This is a genomic window from Enterobacter oligotrophicus (genome assembly GCF_009176645.1).
Classification (GTDB): domain Bacteria; phylum Pseudomonadota; class Gammaproteobacteria; order Enterobacterales; family Enterobacteriaceae; genus Enterobacter; species Enterobacter oligotrophicus.
Map to the genome: position 1 here is coordinate 391,626 of NZ_AP019007.1, position 22,086 is coordinate 413,711.

A 22,086-nucleotide genomic window follows, 5' to 3' on the forward strand; every position below is an offset into this window, starting at 1 on the left:
TCAGTTCTCCTTCAGCGGTAGCAACACCAGGCGGTTATTACTGGCTTCGATGACACGCGCTGTATCCGGGTCGAGGTCGTCTCGGGACAGGACAATACGCCAGGTGTCATTGGCCTGGTCCGGTGCCATAAACATGCCCGCCACCGCCACGTACTGCGCTGCTTCTTCCAGCGGTATATCCAGCGTCACTGATTCTCCAGGCCGCAGCCGGATATCCCTTTCTGCGACAAGATCCGCTTTAATGGCCTGGCTGTCGTCAGCAAATAACGACGGGTAATCGGTGCTGTCGAATGCCTTACGGTCCTTAAGCTGGTAAATACGTACTACTGTCGACAGCGATGCCCCTTTCGCGTTGTTATTGATGCCCTCGCGTGCCCGGATGTCCAGATGTAGGGTTTTCACCTGTTTATAAAAGATGGACTTTGTCACTGAGATGGTCCCATCTTTTACAGTCTGCGTCAGGCCACAACCGGTTAAGGCCGTGGCGAGGGTTAATGCCAGCAGTGTGGCGGAAGTGTTACCAGCGGTAATCGCCATCTTCATCGCTCTCCCTTCGGTGAATATTTTCCTGAACGCGCTGAAAACGGCCCAGATGAATGGTGATAATGTCATTTCTGTTTTGTTGCGGGTTAAGTGGTCGCAGCACCGCCGTGCGCCCGAGTTGCACGGCAAGGTTTTCACTGCACACAAGCTGAGCATCGGGCAGCAAGTATCTCGCCACGCACAATTGCAACCGCACGTCCAGATTTGATCCCAGGTAAACATGCAGCAGCGCCATCAGATCACCGTGTAGTTCACCGCCAGGCAGCCAGCCACGAACGTCGTCTGGATTATCGGTCGTCAGTTTCAACAGCACCTGGCCGTTGACATCTGTACCGTGTGTTCCCATGACGGGACGGTGTTTCAGGCTAACCGATCGCTGTGAGTTCATGGCTACCTGGTTTTTCAACGGAATACGACAGCGGTCATGATGGTACACGTCAGCACTCGTATCCGGTGCCAATAATTGTACCAGTGCATGCATCCCTTCCGCCGTGCGCCCCGGCAGCAGCATTACTGGCAACAGCGCCAGGAAACGGGACAATGGCGTACCCGCCGTGGCTGCACATCCCGGAATCCCCAGCCCTGCCAGTCCAAGCAGATACTGAGAGGTGTTATCCGTTCCACCAGCCTGAAATGTCGCCGGGTACGAATATTTGCGCCAGATACGATAATACTGGGCTATCAGCCTATGGTTGAAGATATCGAGAAAATCGCGAGTGGCCTCAACCCCCTCCCGCTGTTGTGCGATATCGTCGATATAGTGCGTCGGCAGCGGCGATTCAACGCCGTACAACCCCATAAAAGTGATATCAACCGACGGCGGCAGATGCGCATGTTCCGGTTCCGGGTCCGTCAGCCCCCGGATTTCACTGGCCGGGAATCCCATACCAGGATGAGGACGAAAACGCACAGGCTCCTGACGCACCCGCCAGTCGCTACCAGGAACCGGCGAATCCAGCTGGCTTTGCTCCAGCAGCCAGCAAAAACGATAAAAGTTCATATACGGCAACTGATGCCGTAGTCGCATCATCAGCCCGGCAGGCGCTGACTGTGATTCTCTTTCCACCGGATACACTTTCCTTCTGGCTGAACAATCAGCGTGAGCTGGTTAAACTGGTTCATATCGGCATACAGCGCAAAAAATCGGTTAAGCATTTCTCCAAACAGATGGATATCGCCTTCGCCGGTAAAACCACTGCTGTCGAGCGTCACCTCAACATCAAGCCCGCGCAACAGAAAACCATCTTCAAAACGCTGGACGCGGTGGTGTCTTACGTCCAGGATGGCGTCCAGACGACGATTATTCATTTCGTCCTCCCGCCAGTTATAAAGTGACAGCGTTCCGCGCAGTACCTCCGCACTACTCATCATATTCAGAAAGCGGGTGCCGAGATGGCTCATGACCCGCCAGTGAAAACGGTCTTCCGCCGGCGGATACGCTGGCAGAGTCGGCTTGCACAGATTGCGGACGGTGAGTGGGGTTTCGGATATCTGTTCACAGCGGTCCAGCAGCGTGCTCTGCAGCGCCCGGCGCGGCAATTGTCCATTGGTGCCAGTGATACGTAACGAGACGGTTTCCCGCGCAATTTCCCGGTCAGCTTCCCACCGCTCACCGCCGAGAATCAGCCAGGTGTCGTGCATACCGGTAACGCCCCGCTTCACACGGGTGTGGTAATAGCGCTCTGGCGCGTGGCGGCGCATCATGCCACCCTGATGGCGGAAACTGGTGAATGGTACGTAGCGCGCATCCCCGGTTCGCCCGGAGCCGGTGACACTGTCTACGGAATAAATCTCGGTATGCCCATCTTGTAGTCGCTTCGGGCGCAGCAGGTATTCACTCTCCAGCCCGCTGATGGTCAGTGGATCAGCTTCCAGAGTAAACAGGTTAATGACTGGCACGCAGTGCAGTCGCAGGGCGTCGCTGGTTACCGGCAAATCGCTCTGCCACACCCGGCTGAACACCACCTCAATATCGAAATGCATCGTCCCCGCCGGCAGCGTGATGTTTTCCAGACCATTAAGATTCACAAACATAAATTTTTCACGGAAGGTGAAATACTCCAGCAACAACTGGTAACCACTGAAGGCACTGTCGCCTTTCGGCCACAGGCGGTCCTCCTCACCAAAGCCGCCCGGCGAAAAGTAACCGTCGAGCCTTATCCGCTCACTCTGCCCCGGCAGACGCAAGTACAGAGCGGTCTGGCGTTTTGTCAGCCACAGGTGCAGGGCGCAGCCTGTGACGGTGTCCTCCCCGAGGTACAGTGGCAAATGACTAAGGTCAGACTGGGTCCAGTCAGCCTGAGGGCTGCAGGTAAACCGTATCCGCAGGGCCGAACGCCCGTCTGGCTCTGTCGCCATCACCACCTCCGTCACCGCCAGGGGGTTCAGCATCACGTCACAGGTGGTGCGGTAGCGACAGACAGTATTTTTTGATCCCACCGGACGGGACATCACTTCCAGCCCGGCAGACACCACTTCACCCATTTTCATCGCTGGCACGTCCGGGCTGAACGCCACCACCGACAGCGACGGAATGGTGCGCAGGTAGTGCGGCCACAGCATACTGACCAGCCCTTCAGTCAGTTCCGGCAGGTCGTCATCAATCTTTTCGCGCAGGCGGCCCATAGAAAAGGCAAAACCTTCAAACAGGCGTTCAACATACGGGTCCGGTGTACCAGCCTTGTCCAGATCCAGCATTGCCGCCCGGTCGGGGTGCGTCTGTGCGAATTCCTTTGCCGCCTCGCGCAGGTAGCGCATTTCAGCGTCAAAATAACGCAGGGTTAAATCGTCCATTTATTTTCTCAGCATTCAGAGAGTATGAGTCAGCCGCACAGCACAGCGGCTTTTACCGGGTCAATCGCAACCAGCCCCGCCAGCAGCTGTTCCATTTCTGGATTCAGCCGCGCTTTGTCAGCCTCACTGCGCCCGGCTTTCATGCGCAGCAGTTTCAGTCGTCTGGCCTTCACTTCAAACAGCAATGTTGGCTCCCACTGCGTGAGCATGATGTTTGTCGCGTGGCTGTCCAGCTCACCCAGCAAATGCAGTGCCAGTTCGTTTTTCCCCGTCTGTTCGGCAATACGCGCCATCAGCAGACGCAACAGCCAGCAGTGTCGTGCGGTGGTAATACCTGGCCGCCCCTGCAGCCAGGCCATCGCCGCCTCAAGTCCACCGCTGTCGGCAATCGCAAGTGCATCAGACTCCAGTTGCAGAATGTCGTTATCACCTGGGACAGCAGCGGAACTGGCTGTGGGTTCGTGCAGCCAGCCAGTCGGATCGCCCGTCACCTGCTGTTGTATCCAGCCCAGGGTTACCTCATCAGCAAACGGCGTGCCGTCATTAAAGGTGAGGGTCTCCAGGCCCGGCAGGCGCACGAGCAAACCTTTCAGATCGGCCTGAATAATGGCGGCTTCAGCGTCCAGCCCGGACTTCACCAGCGACTGGTGCAGATACCACTGCACGTCCAGCCACAGATGATTCGCGCCGCGCGACAGCACGCTGTCCGCCTCTTCCATCAGCTCACGCCAGCTCTGCTGCAGATAAAGGCGCTTCAGTTGCGCCCGCAGGTCCGGTTTCGGCGGTTCGATGCGGGTTTTACCATCCGCCTGAAGCGGCGGTAACTGATGCAGGGTGTCATGACGGAGATTCTTTATCAGCCGATGGGCGGACAACCAGCCGTCCGGCTGGTTTCTCAGGTATTCCGCCAGTAAGCGCGCCTGCGCTAACAGTTCCTGGCCTGAAGCGATGCCTGTCAGCGATGGTACGTTAGTGCGTGAAGCTATGGTGTGACCAGTATCGCTGACATTCTGCGGCACCATCGCATCCGGGCCGCCGGATTTTTGTAACCGGGTTTCCAGCGCGGCATAAAGCGCTGCTGGTAAAGCACTCCCCGCCTCCTGCTCCAATAGCCAAAGCGCACCCGCAATACGCGCGGTGTCAGCATTGTTGACCTCCGGGTACAGTGACAGACTGTCAAGCATACGGTTGCTTCCTAGCCATTCCAGTGCCCCCTTGCGACTGCGCTCCCGCTGTGGGTGCAACTGCACACTGAAACGTTGCATTAACCCGGCCAACAGTTCCAGTCCGTCCGCCAGACCCGCTTCGCCGTCACGATGTAACCGTGCCCAGGCATAATATGTCGCGACGCGAATGTCTTTTGTTATGGTGGTCAGCAATTTTTCAGCCAGTTGGCATACAAGCTCTGTATCCGCGCCGGAGAGTTTATTCACCTCCTCGCGCATCTGCTGAAAATCATCATCGTAACCTGGGTCATCACCCGTCGGTTTATCAGGTGATACCGGTTGTAACCAGTTAGCCCACATCTGCAGGCGCAGCGCCGCCTGCTTCGCTAGTGCGTCTGGGGCCACCTGACAGGCGTTAATCAGTGTATTAACAGATGCCATCAGTACGTCTCCTCTGCGTAGTCATCTTCTGCGGCCCTGGGATCAGTGGCTGGCACGCTGATACTGAAAATTGTCTCCGGAAGCGTGAAATCACGTAATTTCAACAACGCCAGCGGCCCTTCACCTGCCTCGGTGCGCAGGGTATAGTTCAGAGGCCTGCCGTCTGGTGCTTGCCAACGCAGGCTCCAGCTGCTGCCTGTACCGGGGTAAGCGTTGACAGACGCTTTATCCAGCAGACGTATCCAGCCCCAGGCTCCGGACATATCGGCATACTGGCGAGTGCCTGCCTGCGTGCTTATCCAGCTCAAGGCCGCCCCCGGCGCTTCAGTATCCGCGGGCCAGCTAAACCGCTTCCAGGCAGGCATCTGGTTCATATAGGTCAGTTTCTGACTGTCAATCACCAGTGTGGTCTGCATGATGTCATCGGCCGTACCAGGACGGAGTTCGAAGGACAGACCAGCTTCCCCGCGGGTGAACACCACATCGGAGATATGGCTCAGGGTGTCCACCGCCTGTAAAAACGACGGATTAAAGGTCAGTCCCTGGGCATTGATGCTATCCGGTACCCAGTGGCTTCCCTCCCTGTGCAACACACCGTTAAGACGGGTCTGTAAAAAATGAGTAATTCTCCCGGAATCTGCATTGAGGTATTTCGCCAGCAACGGCAGGGAAACCTCACTGCTCGTATCCCTGAACGGATACCGGCCGCCAAAAGCTGCGTTCCAGTCGTCCACCACCGCGCTTTGCCACTGAGTATTGAGACTTTCTGCCGCCGGGGTCAGAACCTGCTGCCAGGCCTGCTCCATCGGGCGGACAAACACGGTCTGTCCGAAACCGCTCCACTCCTGCCCCAGCCCGGCCGCCACCAGGCTTCCGTAATCGCGGGTTTCAGTTAAATCCACCGCCTTCCCCTGGAATACCGTCTGCGCCAGCGCCTGGGTCATCGCCTGTGGGTCAGTGGCATTGGTCACCTGCTGTAAGCGCAGGCGCACCTGGGTGACGCGAGTGAGGAAGGTCTGAAGGCTCATATCGGTACTGCCAGTGCCTTTCTGCGAATTATCCATCAGCGCCAGCACCGGACCAAAGGTCTCATCCAGTGGACCGTGAGAGCCCGCATTCTGGTCAATGACAGGATGTTTATCGCCGCCGAGCAGATTTTTAGCGGATTTCACCAGCGAATCGGATATCGCCTCACCGCTCTGCCCGGTTCTCCCCTGAATACTTAGTGTGTTCATCAATGCCACCAGAGGGGACTGGCGCACATCCGCCATCAGCGTAAGCTGGTCAATCGCATCAGACAGCGTGGCAACCCGCCGAAGCCGCAGACTGTTAAGAAAATCGAGCCACGTGCCGCTGAAGTCGGCAAAGTAACGCTCAGTCAGGCGTTGTTTCAGGACTTCCGGTGGGGTTTGCTGTGAGGCTGGTTGCTTACTGTCGCTCAGCACCCAGTCCATTTCGTCGCGGCGCTCCGTAACCACTTTTTCTATGGCTGGCTGCACCGCCTCTTCCCAGGCCTGGCGGGTGAACATCCCCGGCACCACTTCATCCGTGGTAAACAGTTGCGATGCCTCGGTGTCCCCGGTCATATCGGCCAGGCGCATATCCGCATACTGATTTGCCACCTGTGCAAGCAGCTTCTGATAGAGAGTGGATTCACTGTTGCGCATGCCCAACTGACGGATTAAAAGCGTGCGGGCCTGACTGACCAGTCCTGTGTTGGGGGACAGACGCCACTGCGGATGTGATATCAGGCTGGCACCATAAAACGCCAGCAGCGACAGTCCGCTCCCCTGCCAGACACCATTTGTCACACCAGCACGTTGTGGCCAGTCCCGCATCAGTGTGGTGGCAAACCAGCCAGCATTCATTTTTTCGGGACGCGAAAGCATCAGGTACAGTTTTAACTGGTCGTAGGCTGTTTTTGCCATTCGCTCACGCAGTGGACTGTCCGGCGGCAGCTGTATGAACGCGTTCAGTTGCTGCTGAAGATGTTTCGCCGCCGCATCGCGCAGCAGCGGCAGTGCCATTTCACCATAGCGCGGGAAGAGCGCCGCCAGCAGTTCATCGTTCTGGCTGAGACCGCTGCGGGTGTACCACGGCACACCGTGCTGTGCACGGTATTCCAGTTGAGAAAGCGTTTTTTGCAGTTCAGAGAGGGCGTGCAGACGGACCGCCAGCGGCTTCTTCTCCATCGAGGCCTGCCGGAGCTGCTCCTGCGTAGTCGCCACCAGACTGCGGTTAGCGATAAAAGAGGCTGCCATGGATACGCCCCACAGCAGCATCATGATGGAGGTGGCCATACCCACCCCCTGTCGCCAGCTGAGGCCCGGTTTACGGGGCCGCAGGCCCGTCGGTAACGACAGCACTGAGTCCGCGATGACATCCCAGCGGTTATCCCTGCCCCAGTGATGCTTCACGCTACGTACCGCCCCCGGTGAAGGTGTGCTGAACACCACTCCGGCCAACGGTAAGGGACGGTAAGGATTAAGCAATACCGATAACGGCTCAGCCACCGTTTCGGGTTTACGGGTAAGCTGGTCGGCAAGAGCGAGCAAGAAATTATACTGCGGGTCTGTACAGACTTGTTGCACGCCCTGCGCAGTCAGTTGCGGTATCAACCCGTTAAGCTGAGCGGCAAGCGCTTTCGGCTGACAATGTGCAGACAACAGGCACCCGATCGGCTGAGTAACACGCCCGACCTGCTCTCCGGTGTGCGAATGCAGCGACCAGGCGTAAAGGGGAAGTTTCCAGCCCAGGGCTTCATAACGTTTGTTCAGGGCATGGGCCAGCATGTCCATGGCATCCGGTGAAAGCGTGGACGTCAGTCCTGCCTCTTCCACACCCGCGCGAGCGTCCAGGGCAGATGTCACCCATACCATGCCGTCTGCCGGGCGATGGCGCAGTTTACGCAGGGCGGCCAGCCAGTCGATATCGACTGACGACGCCGGATCGCCGCCCCATAGCAACAGCGTACCCTGGTCTTCCTGCCAGAGCTCCTGTGTGAGTTTTGGGGTAAGCCGTTCAACATCTGCAATGCTCCCGGTGACGAGCAGGATGCGGATTTTGCTGGACCAGGCGCGTCCGTAAGCATTGCCGAGAGCTAACCGGAGCTCATCAACCAAAGAACGATGATTGACCTGAATACCCGAGTCCTCTGTTACTGAAGAGGCAAGATTAAACAATGAATTTAGTTGCTGTCTTTTTTTCCCCCGAAGTGAAGAAAGAAACTGATAAGACGGTAACGAGCGAAGCAGGGATTGCCGGGAGCTTAATCGAATAATTTTAAGACAAACCAGAATAATCAACATGGTAATACACCATGCTCCAGCCTGCATTTTATATCCAGTCAGGTTGAAATAACCCCGCCCTGAATAGATAGCTAACGCAACAACTACCCCCAGGAAACAAATTATTACCGCCGCCCCACCGAGTCTCATTAACCGACTATTGCTCACAGCGTCTCCTTCTGAAAGAATGTACTTTTTATCTGCACAAGTAACGTTTGTGCTTTGTGCTGGGAAACAATCAAATTAACTGCATTTTTACTTTTACCGTTCAGCAGAGCCAATGCTATTGTCATCCATATCCCACTATCGCCTTGCTTACCCAAAATAAATTCAGTGAAATATTGCGATAATGCCCCTGGGTTTTTCTCATTGCATTTCTGAATGACTTCATTAATAATGCTTTTATCATCTATATTATCAAACCACAAATTTTCTATTCCCATGGTTCCTTCCTGGTATTTAAGGAAATTTGACAAATCAGAATCAAGCGCAGCACTATCGGTATCCAGAGCCCGATATAAACGCCCCTTTTGTGGAAGGTGTTCTGTGATATCTGCCGGTGCCAACAACCAGGCACAGGCACCATCACTTGTTAAATGTCGGACATCATCAGAAAGCAGTGGATTACAGACTACAACCAGACGACACTTATCACCTGGGTTCTGAAGCCACTCATCAATTTGCACTGTAAAACTGTTAACAAGAAACACCGGGGTTGCTACTGTATCGTCTGGCAGATTAAGATTTTTCCAGGCAAGAGAAAATGACCGCCACAGAGAAAGAGATAATACCTCTGGGCCATACAAACTAACTTCAAGTTTTCCTGCTTGAGAAAATGCCAGCAATTTATAACGTAAAGATGAAAGTAATTCCTGAAAAACAGCAATATAATCCACTTCGTCAGAAAATTTTATTGCCTTATTTCCGATAATATTGCATTCATCTCCCCGGCTGAATTTATCAATCTCAACTCCACATGGGAAGGCAGAAGCAAAATCAATAATGGATATGTATTCAGACGCCCACTTACAACATATACTCTCTGCATTCTTATTGCTAAGCTCTATAATTTCATTATTCTTCACCAGCATCCCCGCACAGAACAATTTCCATCCAGCAGCAAAACCAGATAAAATAAATACGATTAAACTCAAACACAAAAAATACAAAAATGCTTTTTTATCATGCGTTAAATAGTAATAAGCGAGGCTTGCAAATATAATAACCAGCAGGCATGAAACAGTCCTCATGAATAAACGATTTAACTCCAGCGGTGGTACTTTTTCTGGTTCCGTTAAAACAGGCATATTCCATGACATAGTTTCATCCAATACCAGTGCCCGGAAGGCTTGAAATAACATAACATCCGCACATGCATTTACACTGGTGGAATGCCACAAGTATCCCATCAGAAATCCACTCGCTGGAACCTTCTATTATTTTATTTTTACCATGAAAAGGGATTGGACATATGACATCATCACCCACAAGTGCAGCATTTATTCCATCAATTACCATTGTTGAAGATGCAGAGATCACCATTCCACCGCTACTGAGTTTATCATTTAACCTGACAATTCCTGAAAACACAATTATCTCCTTATAAATTTCAAAGTTGTTATCTGGAAGACATACTCGTAATATTTCAATCTGCTTATGGTTAGTTACTTTGCCTGTTTAAGGCCAGTGCAAACGCCACATATACACTGCGGTATATAATCCTAATTATTCAGCTATTACTAATAGAAATAAAACTCACGTCCCAGGCCGGTATAAAGAAACGGCGTCTGGTCCCTGAAGGGATTTTCCGGTTTGCCGGTTCGTTTCCACTGCCGTTTCCGTTTTCGGTTCAGCCGGCTCAGGTTAATATCCGTGACGTTCTTCAGTCCCATCACGGTAAATATCTCTTCAGCCAGATCTTCCTCAGGGAAAGGATGTCGTCGCCAGACGCTGTACAGTGCTGGACAGATGATGATTGCCCCCCCTGTGGTAGCACAAGGAAGCAGTAGCTCTCCTAATTCCGGCGGGAATAGCTCCTCCATGCCATATCTGACTACCCAGCCAATAATGACAGCCAGCAAACCAACCCCATGCATCCCCATCCAGAACCTGGTTCCTCCCCAGCGGGCCTGCCGTTTCCCCCGGTAACAGCCCGGCGTCATGCTCACGGAACGCTCCTGTGGCTTGACCAGCGCATAGACCAGATATTCATCGCCGACAGGCGCCGCTATAAGCTCCACTTCCTCACCCACTTTGCAGAAACAGCGACCCAGCCAGCCGGAAAAACGTTTCCCGTTAATCCTTCCGGTGATATGCCAGGAACAGGTCATCAGTCTGTCCCCGTCCAGCAGCATCCCCTGAGCCGTGGCAGCCGAATCGCTGACCGTCATCACCACAGCGGCCCTTGCCACACGCTCCTTCTGTCGCGCAAAGTATTCATGGGTCTGCGGATAGGCCTGTGGGTCAAAATAGTGCAGCACCCGCCGCCAGCTAAACTCTTCCAGTACACCGGTCACTTTTATCAGCGGCGCAGGCGGCGGCAGAACTGGGTCCGGCGGCGCATCTTCAAGCTGTTCTTCCAGTTTCTGCGCCTGTTTACGAAGCAGGGGTAACTGATCCCGCCTTCCTCTGGTAGATTCGATATCGGCGATCTTCTCCTGTAATGCCGCCAGTTCACTACGGATTTTCAGGAAGTTATCAGCCGGGTACTTCTCTTTTAATACTGCGCGGGAGGGACGTGGGGCATCTGAAAACTTCAGTGCTTCATTCGGCATTGTATTTCCCTGAATTAAGGCCTCCATCGGCTAGTAGTAATAAAACTCACGTCCCAGGCCGGTATAAAGAAATGGCGTCTGGTCCCTGAAGGGATTTTTCGGTTTCCCGGTCCGTTTCCACTGCTGTTTTCGTTTACGGTTCAGTCGGCTCAGGTTTATATCTGTAACGTTCTTCAGCCCCATCACGGTGAATATCTCTTCTGCCAGATCCTCCTCGGGAAAAGGGTGCCGTCGCCAGACGCTGTAAATGGCAGGACCCACGACAAATAAACCACCTGACACAATACCAATAATCAGAGACTCACCAAGATCTGCTGAGATAAAGGCAGCAAGTCCATCAGTTATAAGCCACGTAACAACTACCGACGCAAGAGCAAAACCATGTATCCCCAACCAGAACCGGGTACCTCCCCAGCGGGCCTGCCGTTTCCCCCGGTAACAGCCCGGCGTCATGCTCACTGAGCGCTCCTGTGGCTTGACCAGCGCATAGACCAGATATTCATCGCCGACAGGCGCCGCTATAAGCTCCACTTCCTCACCCACTTTGCAGAAACAGCGACCCAGCCAGCCGGAAAAACGTTTCCCGTTAATCCTTCCGGTGATATGCCAGGAACAGGTCATCAGTCTGTCCCCGTCCAGCAGCATCCCCTGAGCCGTGGCAGCCGAATCGCTGACCGTCATCACCACAGCGGCCCTTGCCACACGCTCCTTCTGTCGCGCAAAGTATTCATGGGTCTGCGGATAGGCCTGTGGGTCAAAATAGTGCAGCACCCGCCGCCAGCTAAACTCTTCCAGTACACCGGTCACTTTTATCAGCGGCGCAGGCGGCGGCAGAACCGGGTCCGGCGGCGCATCTTCAAGCTGTTCTTCCAGTTTCTGCGCCTGTTTACGAAGCAGGGGTAACTGATCCCGCCTTCCTCTGGTAGATTCGATATCGGCGATCTTCTCCTGTAATGCCGCCAGTTCACTACGGATTTTCAGGAAGTTATCAGCCGGGTACTTCTCTTTTAATACTGCGCGGGTGGGGCGTGGGGCATCTGAAAACTTCAGTGCTTCATTCGTCATTGTATTTCCCTGAATAAGGTCTCCATCGGTACTCGGTCACTGGTTACACCATTAAATCGTCTGATTCAATGCGAACAAAAAATGGCCAGAACATTATCTGTCGCGGCTTTTCTTTTTTATGCTGAGGAGAGGACATCGTTCGCAGACAGGCCATTAAATCATTTCGGCTTTTTTCGATCAAATGGGTTATTTTTTCAGGCTTTAATCCGTCACTACTTAAAGTATTTTCATTACCAAATATTCCCTGTTCAAACCAGTTCTGTAAGTCATCACGAGAAAAATACTCCGTGATAATATATTCAGATATCATTATAACCAGAGCAAACCACCAGGAAGATAGAACACCAACCCATTCGACCCCAAGTAATAAAAATCTCGGTGCAGCCGCTCTGCCCAACCAAACCCCTAATGTTCCTTCTTCAGTTGCCCAACCAAAGCGAGAGATTAAGGCACTCATTAATTTCCCTTCGGCATTAGCTAAAGTAGCCACATCATTCAATATTTTCATAAAATACAGGCCTTTATATAACCGTTTTTTTTGCACATTCATATCGTCTAATTTATTTCTAAAAGAATATAAATCCAACCCAAAAGATATACCCGCTGCAATAAGCGAACATCCAGCCCCCACCATTTTCAAATACTGAAAATTATTTCCAGCCTTAACGCCATATTCAAAAACTGGTGTAGCAATATCAGCCACACCACCCGTTGTTGCTAACAGTGCGCTTGAAATTTTCGCATAATTGACTGGGTCATCTTTAAAATGTTCTAACTGATTATACAGCTCAACTGCATTAAATATCAGCACCAGAATTTTAATGCTGGACGCTTTGTAAGCAAACTGATTAGAACCTGTTTCATAATATTTTATGAATGCTGCTTCCATTTCAGCAAACTTTTTACTGGCAATACGCAGACTCTCCTGTGCCCTGACTCTTGCCGGGTTGAAAAATCCTACACCATCAAGATAAGCACGCCGCTGACTCACCCAACCGAAGTATTTCGAGAGAAAGGCACTTGTCTCAGCCTGAGTTTTCCCTGCGGCCAGTGAGAAAAGCGTCCGGTTAATCGCATCACTGGTCGTGTCCAGTACAGCCCCCAGTCGTGTTGAAGAAAAAACCCTTGAGCCCGCTGTTGCCATATACTGGTCCATTAGATATAAGACCCGTGCGGACAATAACGCATTTTCAGCCGGCGGTTTTGCAAGTGCAGCAGTCGCTTTTTCAAAACCTTTGAAAATTTTATTTAACTTAGCACCATTAGTTTCGAAAAAATAAAGTAGCCCACCCGGAGACATAGGCTCCCCGTTGCATTCCCGGCATTTTACTAACAGAGACTCACCCTCAGCCATCAGTTCAGGGTTATTAAAAAAATGAGTTCGCCAGACAAGATTTTTTTCACTGGTCGTCGTGTACGCATTAATCCACTCATCCAGTAACACTTTACCTGCATCGAAAATATTCAGGCCTGAAATTGCAAAGGCTATTATTTCACGATAATAAAGATTATCGTCTGGTTCTACAGAATAAAAATCCTGGCTCGTGGAAATAAAGTCTGCATTCTGTAGCCATTTAATCCGAAAATCGATCAGCGTCTGGACCTGTTCATTAACCTGATCAGTCAGGGTATCGCAACAGTGATTAAATGAGTCCAGTTTTTTCTGATTCAGCATACGCTTATATTTTGCCAGGTCATCTGCTACCTGGATTCTTTGCATGACGCCCTGCTGTCGTTCCCGGCCTTGCCTTGCATACTCGTCACGGGTCATGATTTCTGATTCGGGAGTATGCTTGCGCCGTTCGTTCTCAACATACATCTGATATGCCATCTCGATACCGATGGGGTTTTCATCAAATGTGATTTCTAGTTGAGCGGCAACGTTCTGTTCTGCGCTTTTAGCGATAATTTGCTCGACACCCTTTATGAGATTCAGAGTGGAAAACTCCAGCGCCCGCTCTTCGCCAAATACCTGTGGCAACGCAAGAATGTCATTTGTCCAGCCGGTTAGTTCATGAGCAACACCGACCGCATCATGTAAGGCAAAAATGAGCGGAGTGACGGGAGTGCCATCCGCTTTAACTCCCCGGTGCTTCATCTGCTGTAGCGTGCTGGCAGCAAGTCCAGGAGGTATATTCTTCCAGGGATAGAGCGTCTCTTGTGGCTGCACTTTAGTGACCAGACTAAAACTGTCGTCACCTGTCATATGACTTACCCGAAAATCGCCATGTGTACCCCATGGGAGCAAGGCCGCGGCAGGAAGCCCGCCATTTGCCGCTGGCATATAATCGAGAATGGCTGAGATATTCCCCTCCGACGCCTCGCCCGCACAGGGTGCTGATGCAGGCGTCAGCCATTGCGACGCCTTAAGACATTGCATCCTTTTACTCCGCTCATCCTCTTTCTGGTAACGCTCAAGCGTCGCTGCCGACCAAGGGGATTGCGAAAAGGCTATCCAGATATCATTATCCATAACTTCCACTGGAAGCGTAATAAAGTCTTTGCCTCCCTGGCTGTAAGTACCCTGCCTGCAGTCTGGTTCAGATTTTTTTATTGCGTTATCAGGAGAAAACTGCTTCCACAAGCTGCCATCATCGCTAATAGACCACGCGTCCCATTTAGTCATAAATGGATAATAAATATATAAAAAACCTCGGCGCACTACCCTTAATGCATAATGATAATTGTCATGATCAGGGTATTGTTTTGCACCAGAAGCGGCCCAACCAGGCAGCGAACCTGACAGATGATCCGGGACAACAGCATATCTGACCGGCAACAGAGCAGGGCCTTGAGTTTTACAATCACAATGATGATCTGCCATAACGTTAATCCTTAATGTTATCGCTTTCGAAAAGCAAATGACTTTTAATTGCTACCCGACCGAATATTTTCCCAATCAATCTCGCTGAGAGAGGCAATCGCACTCAGATAACTTGTATTTTGCTTTGAACGCTGAGATGCCAGGATCCTCGATATATACGGGTGACGATCAAATTCCGGTGAAACCGTCAGCGCATGCATACCGTAGGCAACAAGATCATCTTTAGACTGGAATGAATAATCTCTTGCACGCCTGAGTGCAGGTAATACCGTTGTCATTATCGTTAATTCACTAACGCGAGATGAGTCAGTATAAGCAAGGCGATATTCACAGAGGATGGCATTGACTATTGCAATCAGTTTAATATCCTGCCAGTTTTGAGGGCTTAACGAAACAGTGTGCGACAACCGAATTACTTGCTGCTCAAGTCCGGCTCTTTTGATGATTTGCCCATCCCCATCAATAGAATACCAATTTGTAACAGGTCCCAGTAACCGCCGTTGCTGCCAGCTATCCAGTATATTCCAGAGCAATGGTGCTACTGCAGGATCGTAATAACGCAACAGAATATTTTTTCCGTCATTATCCTGTAATGCACTTTTACCAAGATGCAGCGCCATTTTTTCTAAAGAAGTATTACTTGCTAACCAGCCACTGATTAATCTTCCCTCACCACGCTTTATTTTTTGTGGTTTTATTTCATGAAACGCCAGGTTTAAACTTTCCTCCAGAATTTGAACATCACTACGCAGAGACAAATCAAGAGGGATCAGCCAGGGGAAAAAATCATCGGTAAGATATTCTGGCGCTACGGGAACTTTTATCACATCCCGGCTTTCCAGAACATCAATAATCTCAGGTTTCATATTACGACGACGAAGTATTGCTGCATCAATCATCAATATACAATGTGTATTTAACCGTAAAAATTGCTGAATAAGATACGTTTTAATTAATCGATACTGTTCCCGTCGATCCTGGGTTGAATAGTTATATGAAATAGCGGTTGTCATTCGTGGTGTTCCTTAATGCATCGTCACATCAGGACTTTGATCTGATCCAGCACTATCCATTGCTGTTGCACACGGTTCAGCCAGTTCGATTGTTTTAGTGACGGATGCCGGCCCCATTTTTTGTAAATAACAGCATTTCATTCTGATGTTACCTGTTGTACCAATTTCGACATCTCCCTCCTTCAGTCGAATATAGGCCCCTCCACAACTCAGGGTCAGTTCTGTTTTTGCCGTAACTAAAACCTGATTATCTTTACTGGCTACTGTCAGCGTGTCTTTTGCTAAAAGATCCATTGCATCACCCTGTGCCTGAATTTCAACCTTGCCCTGACTAGCAAAAATTTTAATTCCCATTTTTTGGGCAAACAGGCTAATCGTCTCTTTCACACCCAGTCGAAATTTTTTCGCTACGCTGATATCTACATCAGCACCTGTAGTCGCAATCAAATTTTCACCTGATGAAAGCTGTATACTTGCGGGTGTGATATGAGCAATCCCCGCAGGCGCAGATAAAAGTAAAGCCTGTTGCTTCAATTCGGTGAGTACATCAGCCATCAGTGTCTTCTGACGTGCAATATCAGCTAATTCTGCTTTCGCTTTCTCTGCTGCAAAACGTATCCCTTCGGCATCCTGTAACGCTGCCTTGAGACCATCAAGCGCTGCCTGCATCTCAAGTTGTAAACCTGTAGCTTCTTCCTGGCGATCGGCGGTAATAAATACCCCTTTCCCGCCACGAATGCTCACCCACTTATCCGTTCGCAGTTCCGCACCTTCACCGCGCAGCGCCCTAGATGCGTCCACATTGTGCCCCAGGTTCAGCTGCGTCTTGCCGCCGTACTCAGTACTGAGCTTAATATGCTCCTCGCCGCGCCTGTCCTCCATCCGCAGCTTGTTGTTCGTCGGTGTGCGGATCACATTACGGGTGCTGTTCTTCTCCGTAACATGGTCAACATGCCGCGAATCATGCAACGCATGGGCGATATACGGGCGGTCAGGATCACCTTCATGGAACGCGATCGCCACTTCCGTGCCCTGGATCAGCGGGAAGTGAAACCCATATACATCCCCGCCGTAGGGTTTAGCGAGACGCACTGGCATACTCTCCTGCCCCTGCGACTTGTCATCCCGATCGGCATCAAACTTCACCCGGTACAGGCCGGATGCATCCTGCCAAGCGTAGATATCGTTGGTTTTCGCACTGGTGACGCGGGCTGTCATTGTTCCCGTAACTTTTGGACGTGGCAGCGGCTCAGGACGCCAGCACACCGTTTCACTGTAAGGAACAGCAAGTAAAGTCACCTTCATGGCATCCCTGCGGCTGGCAGTGAACCCGGTTCCGGTAATTAATACCGGGTTCTGCAAGGGAGCAGGCAACGTCGGCGGCAGACTGTCTGTGATCGTCAGCACCTGAGCGGGTGCCAGCGTGGCGTCCGTGCTGTTGCCGGTAATCAGCGTCTGGTTTGCCAGAAAACGTTCGTGATCGAGGCGGGCAAAAAAGTTGGCGGTCTCCGCCTCTGGGTCCGTTTTGTCGCCGCGCGCCAGATGACGCAGACGGTAATGATAAGCATCCCCATAAGTCACCCCTTCACCGTCTCCCAGAGTCATATCTGCAGGCGCAGACTGCAGTATGCTCTGTGCGTCACGGTGGTTATAATCACGGGCAGTCACGCTCGCTTCAACCACATTGTGCGTAACATTCAGCCCCCACACCGATTCAGTACCGCTGTCGCTCATTCCTGACGGGCTGTTTATGGGCAGGGTTTTTCCAAATATCAAAGCACGCTGCGCATCGGCAAAGTGCACCACTTCCGTCTGCGAATCTTGCTGCAGGGTGAACCAGTAAAATATTCCCACCTCCGCCAGCAGGCGCTGGATAAACGCCAGATCGCTTTCCTGATACTGGTTTATCTGCTCGCGCTTTGGATAACTCTGTTTAAGATTGAATTCATATTCCCAGCCTTTCAGGCCGTGTTCCGTCAGGATTTGCCCCACCACTTCCGGAACCGATTTGTTGACAAAAAAGCGGTGGGTGCGGAACTGTTTGTCCAGCAGGGAGAGGAAAGGTTTAAGCGTGATCCGGTATAGCGTTTGGTCAGCAGAGCCGGAGAGACGTCTGAAATCAGTAATAACGCCATGTACTTTTTTCTGCTCAATCAGACTGTCCAGTAAGCCGGAACACATCGTCAGGTTTGCCGATTTACGCAAGAACCAGGCTACATCAAGATGTTTGTCCGTACTGGTAAAAATAATGTCATACCTGTAAATCTTGCTTATGCCTTCAATACCGCTGAAATCTTCAACATCCAGAGGTGAGGGACATGTGGGAATATCCAGCCTGTAGCGGTTCAAGCTCTCCCTCCCAGATAAAATGCTCTTTAGTGAATCAGTCAGATTCATTATTTTTCACTCCATGAAAAGATTTAAAAGGGTGTTTGCAGGAACCCTTACTTTCACTTGGGTCAGGCTGGATCTTACTGTTTTCCAACTCGCCGTAGGGTCTCACTGCCTCCGTGTCAGTAAGCGAAATATCAAAAATACACTCGCCAGACACCTCTATCCCGGCAACCATTCTGCGTGGCATATCCTTATAGCGCTCAGAGTGCAGGACGTATCTGACAATGAACTGGCCTTTATCAGGAAAATGATGGAATGAAGGTGAGATACATAGCTGGCCGTTTACGACACGAAGTGCGGGAGCAAATGTAATTTGTCGCTCCCTGAAGCGGGTTCCTCTTGGATCGATGGAAATACTGACTGGCTGGTAGTCCTCAGGCTCCGGGATGCTGAAACACACGTTGTCGCCTCTCGTGCTGACCAATGCTATTTCTTCAGGCCGAAGGGAATCACCGTGTCCGGGGCATCCGGACAGTAGCGTCAAGCTGAGTAAAAAAGCACACCGGGAGCAAAAGGTTATTTTTTTCACCATGGGAATCCCCGCAACGTGCTGCTATACAGTTTGCGGATAACAGGCTCAGAAATATTTCCGTCAAGCGTAATATCACCCGAGTTTCTCATATCGCACCATGTTTCGTATCCTTCCACCTGTAAAGAGAAATGGTCGGCAATAATCTGTGCCTGCTGCTCCATGGGATATTCACTTAGTAAACGGCCATCCAGGACATAACGGTAACTTACCGCCCAGCTCACCAGACCCCGTCCGATAACATTCATTCCCTTTTCACGTTGCCAGACATGACTCATTTCGTGAATGAAAAGATGTTGCAGAAAAGGCACGGCTGATGCGTAATCATCTCTATACCAGTGGCGAAAATAAATCTCGCCATTTGGGGTCATCGCCGTCTTTTTGTCCTGCAGTCCAAAGGGAAGGTAACTGTCATAATGGATCCAGACCTCATGGTATGGGATCGTAAACCTAAAAACCGACTTTGCCAGCGCAATCTCCCCTAAAGTCAGCAACCGCAGTTTACCCTCTTTCTTTCCCTTCTTTTCATTGCCTTTATCATGGATGGTCATCACTCACCATCCTGCTGTAACTCAATGACAACCCCCAGTTCCTCACTCCAGCCCATCGTCAGGCACTGCGGTTTCTGCCCCGCCGCCATATGACTTAACAGTTGCTGGCTCAGCACCGGCAATATCTGCTGGTTCAGAAGGCTGTCGACGTTTCGCGCCCCGGTATCCGGCAGCAGACAAGCGCTGGTCAGCGCATCAGAAAGGCTGTCAGCTATAACGGTTTTCATGCCATAGTGGCGCGCCAGGCGTTTACTCACCTGATTCAGCTTCATCCCCACAATCGTGCGCATCGCAGCCTGTGCCAGCGGACGGTAAATCACCGTCTGGAAACGGGCCAGCAGCGCAGGCTGGAAGTGATCGCGCAGCAGCGGGCGCAGCAGCTCCTGCAGGTCCGGTTCGGTCGCCTCCGGCTGTCCGTCCAGCATCTGCATGATATGGTCGCTGCCGAGATTGGAGGTCATCAGAATGACCGTGTTGCGAAAATCAATTTCCCGCCCCTCGCCGTCGCGCATAAAGCCCCGGTCAAACACCTGGTAGAACAGGTTCATCACGTCCCGGTGCGCCTTTTCCACTTCATCCAGCAACACCACGCTGTACGGGCGTTTGCGCACGGCTTCGGTGAGGATACCGCCCTGCCCGTAGCCGACGTAGCCCGGAGGGGAACCCTTGAGCTGGGAGACGGTATGCGGCTCCTGGTACTCAGAAAGATTGATGGTGATCAGGGATTTCTCGCCGCCAAACAGCTCATCCGCCAGCGCCAGTGCCGTTTCGGTCTTGCCGGTTCCGCTCGGACCAACCAGCAGGAACACCCCCTGCGGACCGTTCTCCGGCGCAAGCCCGGTTTTGGATGCACGAAGCCGTTGAGCGATGGCGTTCAGTGCGGCGTCCTGGCCCACCACGCGTCTGCCGAGGTTGTCTTCCAGGCTCAGCAGTTCGGTCTGCTCGTCTTTCATCAGGGAAGAGAGCGGCACGCCGGTCCAGTCGGCGATAACCGTGGCGACGGTGCGCGCATCCACATCCAGCCCCAGCAGCGGGTTGTTTTGCTGAACTGCACTGAGCTGACTTTGCAAATCAGCGGTTTCCGCCTGGCGGGAGATATCACTGCGGCAGGCAAGAAGTTCTTCCGTCAGTTTCAGCTCCTGGCCGTACTGCGTTTCCCGTTCGTCGAGCTGCAGGATAATGCGGATTTCGTCCTGTTCGATGGCGGCCAGCCGTTCGCCGTGAGCGCTGTTACCCACCGCGATATCCTCCAGCAGCGCCTGCTTTTCCATCGCCAGGGCCGTGAGCTGCGCCTTCATCCGGGTCAGTGGCTCCGGCACGGTGTCCAGGCTCATGCGCACGCGGGCCGAAGCCGTGTCCAGAAGGTCCACCGCCTTGTCCGGCAGCTGGCGACCGGTCAGGTAACGTCTGGACAGGTTGACCGCCGCCCTGACAGCCTCATCGGTAATGTGCACCCCGTGGTGCTGTGCGTAGCGTGATTTCAGACCACGCAGCATCAGGCAGGCGGTGTCGTCGTCCGGCTCGTCCACTTTCACCATCTGGAAGCGACGTTCCAGCGCCGCATCACGCTCAAAATACTGCTTGTATTCAGACCAGGTCGTCGCGGCGATGGTTCTGAGTTCGCCACGCGCGAGCGCGGGTTTCAGCAGGTTGGCCGCATCCGCGCCGCCCGCCTGGTTGCCTGCGCCAATAATGGTGTGGGCTTCGTCGATAAACAGCAGAACGGGAGCGGGTGACTGCTGCACCGCTTCAATGATGTTTTTCAGGCGCTGCTCGAATTCGCCCTTCACACCCGCCCCTGCCTGCAGCAGACCGAGGTCGAGGGTACGAACTGAGACCGGCTTCAGCGCGTCCGGCACGTTGCCCTCATGAATGCGCAGCGCCAGTCCTTCCACGAGGGCAGTCTTGCCGACGCCGGGCTCGCCCACCAGAATCGGGTTGTTCTTGCGGCGACGCGACAGGATATCCACCATCTGACGGATTTCGTTGTCGCGGCCAAACACCGGGTCGATTTTACCGTCGCGGGCGCGTGCAGTGACGTCGAGGGTGAACTTGTCCAGCGCGTTCTGCAGCGCAGGGGTCAGTTCCCCATCCTTTATACCGGCATTCACCGGACGGCCAACGAACTCCACCTCACCGCCCTGCGCCAGCTCCGCTTCCTGCTGCACCTCCGGGCGCTCGTCCGACTGCGCATCCAGCAGCGGGCGCAGGCGTTCAAGCTGGCTCTGCGCCAGCGTCAGCAGCGGCCACAGACCATCGCAGCGCACCCGTTTCGGTTTATCCACCAGGGCCATCAGCAGATGAATGCTGCGGATCTGTTCTTCACCTGCCAGCGAGGCGCACAGCCAGGCGTCCTGCATCAGCGCCTGAAGGCTGTCCGACAGCTGCGGACGGCTGCGCACCGAACGGGGCAGCGAATCCATAAAGGTAAGCAAATCCTGCCAGATGGCGTCCATATCCCATTCATAGCGGCGGGCCAGCACCGTCAGGTCACCCTCACCCTGCTCCAGCAGTTTCAGCAACCAGTGTTCGGGCAGGATTTCCGCATGGGCGCGGGTCTGGCACAGGGAGGCAGCGCCTTCCATCGCGCGGGCACAGTAAGGGTTAAGACGGCGTAACAGGATGGCTGGATTTTCCATGAGACTCTCTCTTTATCAGTTCCGGACACGCTACCGCCCGTCGCTTTTCCTTCTTCAGGAACCCTAA

At 52.6% G+C, this 22,086-nt stretch carries 15 protein-coding genes; all 15 read right to left on the reverse strand.

All coding sequences use genetic code 11. The features are described 5' to 3' along the window. A complete protein-coding gene (tssJ, locus tag EoCCA6_RS01895; protein WP_174779592.1) occupies positions 1-537 on the reverse strand; it encodes a type VI secretion system lipoprotein TssJ in 537 nt (178 codons plus the stop codon). After that, complete coding sequence (tssG, locus tag EoCCA6_RS01900) at positions 518-1,573, reverse strand: type VI secretion system baseplate subunit TssG (protein WP_152084379.1); 1,056 nt, start codon at positions 1,571-1,573, stop codon at positions 518-520. Before tssG ends, tssJ begins: the two co-directional genes overlap by 20 nt. Then, positions 1,573-3,336 (reverse strand): type VI secretion system baseplate subunit TssF, encoded by a 1,764-nt coding sequence (gene tssF, locus EoCCA6_RS01905; protein WP_152081229.1) that lies wholly within the window; start codon positions 3,334-3,336, stop codon positions 1,573-1,575. The genes tssG and tssF overlap by 1 nt, the downstream gene beginning before the upstream one ends. 29 nt (positions 3,337-3,365) lie before the next feature. Next, entirely contained in the window at positions 3,366-4,943 is a 1,578-nt protein-coding gene (gene tssA / locus EoCCA6_RS01910) for a type VI secretion system protein TssA (protein WP_152081230.1), read from the reverse strand. Next, a complete protein-coding gene (locus tag EoCCA6_RS01915; protein ID WP_152084380.1) occupies positions 4,943-8,380 on the reverse strand; it encodes an ImcF-related family protein in 3,438 nt (1,145 codons plus the stop codon). The genes tssA and EoCCA6_RS01915 overlap by 1 nt, the downstream gene beginning before the upstream one ends. Before the next feature lie 14 nt (positions 8,381-8,394). After that, positions 8,395-9,549 carry a hypothetical protein gene (locus EoCCA6_RS01920; RefSeq protein WP_152081231.1) on the reverse strand — a complete coding sequence of 385 codons (1,155 nt, stop codon included), beginning with the start codon at positions 9,547-9,549 and terminating at the stop codon, positions 8,395-8,397. 4 nt (positions 9,550-9,553) lie between these two features. Beyond that, entirely contained in the window at positions 9,554-9,820 is a 267-nt protein-coding gene (locus EoCCA6_RS01925) for a PAAR domain-containing protein (protein ID WP_152081232.1), read from the reverse strand. Between the two features lie 149 nt (positions 9,821-9,969). Next, complete coding sequence (locus EoCCA6_RS01930; RefSeq protein WP_152081233.1) at positions 9,970-11,004, reverse strand: putative type VI secretion system effector; 1,035 nt, start codon at positions 11,002-11,004, stop codon at positions 9,970-9,972. Between the two features lie 30 nt (positions 11,005-11,034). Then, positions 11,035-12,069 carry a putative type VI secretion system effector gene (locus EoCCA6_RS01935; RefSeq protein ID WP_152081234.1) on the reverse strand — a complete coding sequence of 345 codons (1,035 nt, stop codon included), beginning with the start codon at positions 12,067-12,069 and terminating at the stop codon, positions 11,035-11,037. 43 nt (positions 12,070-12,112) lie between these two features. Next, complete coding sequence (locus EoCCA6_RS01940; RefSeq protein ID WP_152081235.1) at positions 12,113-14,893, reverse strand: T6SS effector BTH_I2691 family protein; 2,781 nt, start codon at positions 14,891-14,893, stop codon at positions 12,113-12,115. A 44-nt stretch (positions 14,894-14,937) separates the two neighbouring features. Then, positions 14,938-15,906, reverse strand: coding sequence for a DUF4123 domain-containing protein (locus EoCCA6_RS01945; protein ID WP_152081236.1), 969 nt, complete (start codon positions 15,904-15,906; stop codon positions 14,938-14,940). A 12-nt stretch (positions 15,907-15,918) separates the two neighbouring features. Next, the gene (locus tag EoCCA6_RS01950; protein WP_152081237.1) at positions 15,919-18,303 is read right to left on the reverse strand and encodes a type VI secretion system Vgr family protein; all 2,385 of its coding nucleotides are present in this window, start codon (positions 18,301-18,303) and stop codon (positions 15,919-15,921) included. Beyond that, on the reverse strand, positions 18,290-18,832 hold the full coding sequence (locus tag EoCCA6_RS21720) for a putative T6SS immunity periplasmic lipoprotein (RefSeq protein WP_152081238.1): 543 nt from the start codon (positions 18,830-18,832) through the stop codon (positions 18,290-18,292). The genes EoCCA6_RS01950 and EoCCA6_RS21720 overlap by 14 nt, the downstream gene beginning before the upstream one ends. Continuing rightward, positions 18,826-19,380: a type IV secretion protein Rhs gene (locus tag EoCCA6_RS01960; protein WP_152081239.1), complete on the reverse strand. Its 555-nt coding sequence runs from the start codon at positions 19,378-19,380 to the stop codon at positions 18,826-18,828. The genes EoCCA6_RS21720 and EoCCA6_RS01960 overlap by 7 nt, the downstream gene beginning before the upstream one ends. Continuing rightward, positions 19,380-22,019, reverse strand: coding sequence for a type VI secretion system ATPase TssH (tssH, locus tag EoCCA6_RS01965; protein ID WP_152081240.1), 2,640 nt, complete (start codon positions 22,017-22,019; stop codon positions 19,380-19,382). The genes EoCCA6_RS01960 and tssH overlap by 1 nt, the downstream gene beginning before the upstream one ends. Positions 22,020-22,086: the final 67 nt, after the last annotated feature.

What these genes read in the sequence shown, in the direction of transcription:
- tssJ (WP_174779592.1), bottom strand. Translation starts at nt 537, where the DNA reads ATGGCGATTACCGCTGGTAACACTTCCGCCACACTGCTGGCATTAACC.
- tssG (WP_152084379.1), bottom strand. Translation starts at nt 1,573, where the DNA reads ATGATGCGACTACGGCATCAGTTGCCGTATATGAACTTTTATCGTTTT.
- tssF (WP_152081229.1), bottom strand. Translation starts at nt 3,336, where the DNA reads ATGGACGATTTAACCCTGCGTTATTTTGACGCTGAAATGCGCTACCTG.
- tssA (WP_152081230.1), bottom strand. Translation starts at nt 4,943, where the DNA reads ATGGCATCTGTTAATACACTGATTAACGCCTGTCAGGTGGCCCCAGAC.
- EoCCA6_RS01915 (WP_152084380.1), bottom strand. Translation starts at nt 8,380, where the DNA reads ATGAGACTCGGTGGGGCGGCGGTAATAATTTGTTTCCTGGGGGTAGTT.
- EoCCA6_RS01920 (WP_152081231.1), bottom strand. Translation starts at nt 9,549, where the DNA reads ATGTCATGGAATATGCCTGTTTTAACGGAACCAGAAAAAGTACCACCG.
- EoCCA6_RS01930 (WP_152081233.1), bottom strand. Translation starts at nt 11,004, where the DNA reads ATGCCGAATGAAGCACTGAAGTTTTCAGATGCCCCACGTCCCTCCCGC.
- EoCCA6_RS01935 (WP_152081234.1), bottom strand. Translation starts at nt 12,069, where the DNA reads ATGACGAATGAAGCACTGAAGTTTTCAGATGCCCCACGCCCCACCCGC.
- EoCCA6_RS01940 (WP_152081235.1), bottom strand. Translation starts at nt 14,893, where the DNA reads ATGGCAGATCATCATTGTGATTGTAAAACTCAAGGCCCTGCTCTGTTG.
- EoCCA6_RS01945 (WP_152081236.1), bottom strand. Translation starts at nt 15,906, where the DNA reads ATGACAACCGCTATTTCATATAACTATTCAACCCAGGATCGACGGGAA.
- EoCCA6_RS01950 (WP_152081237.1), bottom strand. Translation starts at nt 18,303, where the DNA reads ATGAATCTGACTGATTCACTAAAGAGCATTTTATCTGGGAGGGAGAGC.
- EoCCA6_RS21720 (WP_152081238.1), bottom strand. Translation starts at nt 18,832, where the DNA reads ATGGTGAAAAAAATAACCTTTTGCTCCCGGTGTGCTTTTTTACTCAGC.
- EoCCA6_RS01960 (WP_152081239.1), bottom strand. Translation starts at nt 19,380, where the DNA reads ATGACCATCCATGATAAAGGCAATGAAAAGAAGGGAAAGAAAGAGGGT.
- tssH (WP_152081240.1), bottom strand. Translation starts at nt 22,019, where the DNA reads ATGGAAAATCCAGCCATCCTGTTACGCCGTCTTAACCCTTACTGTGCC.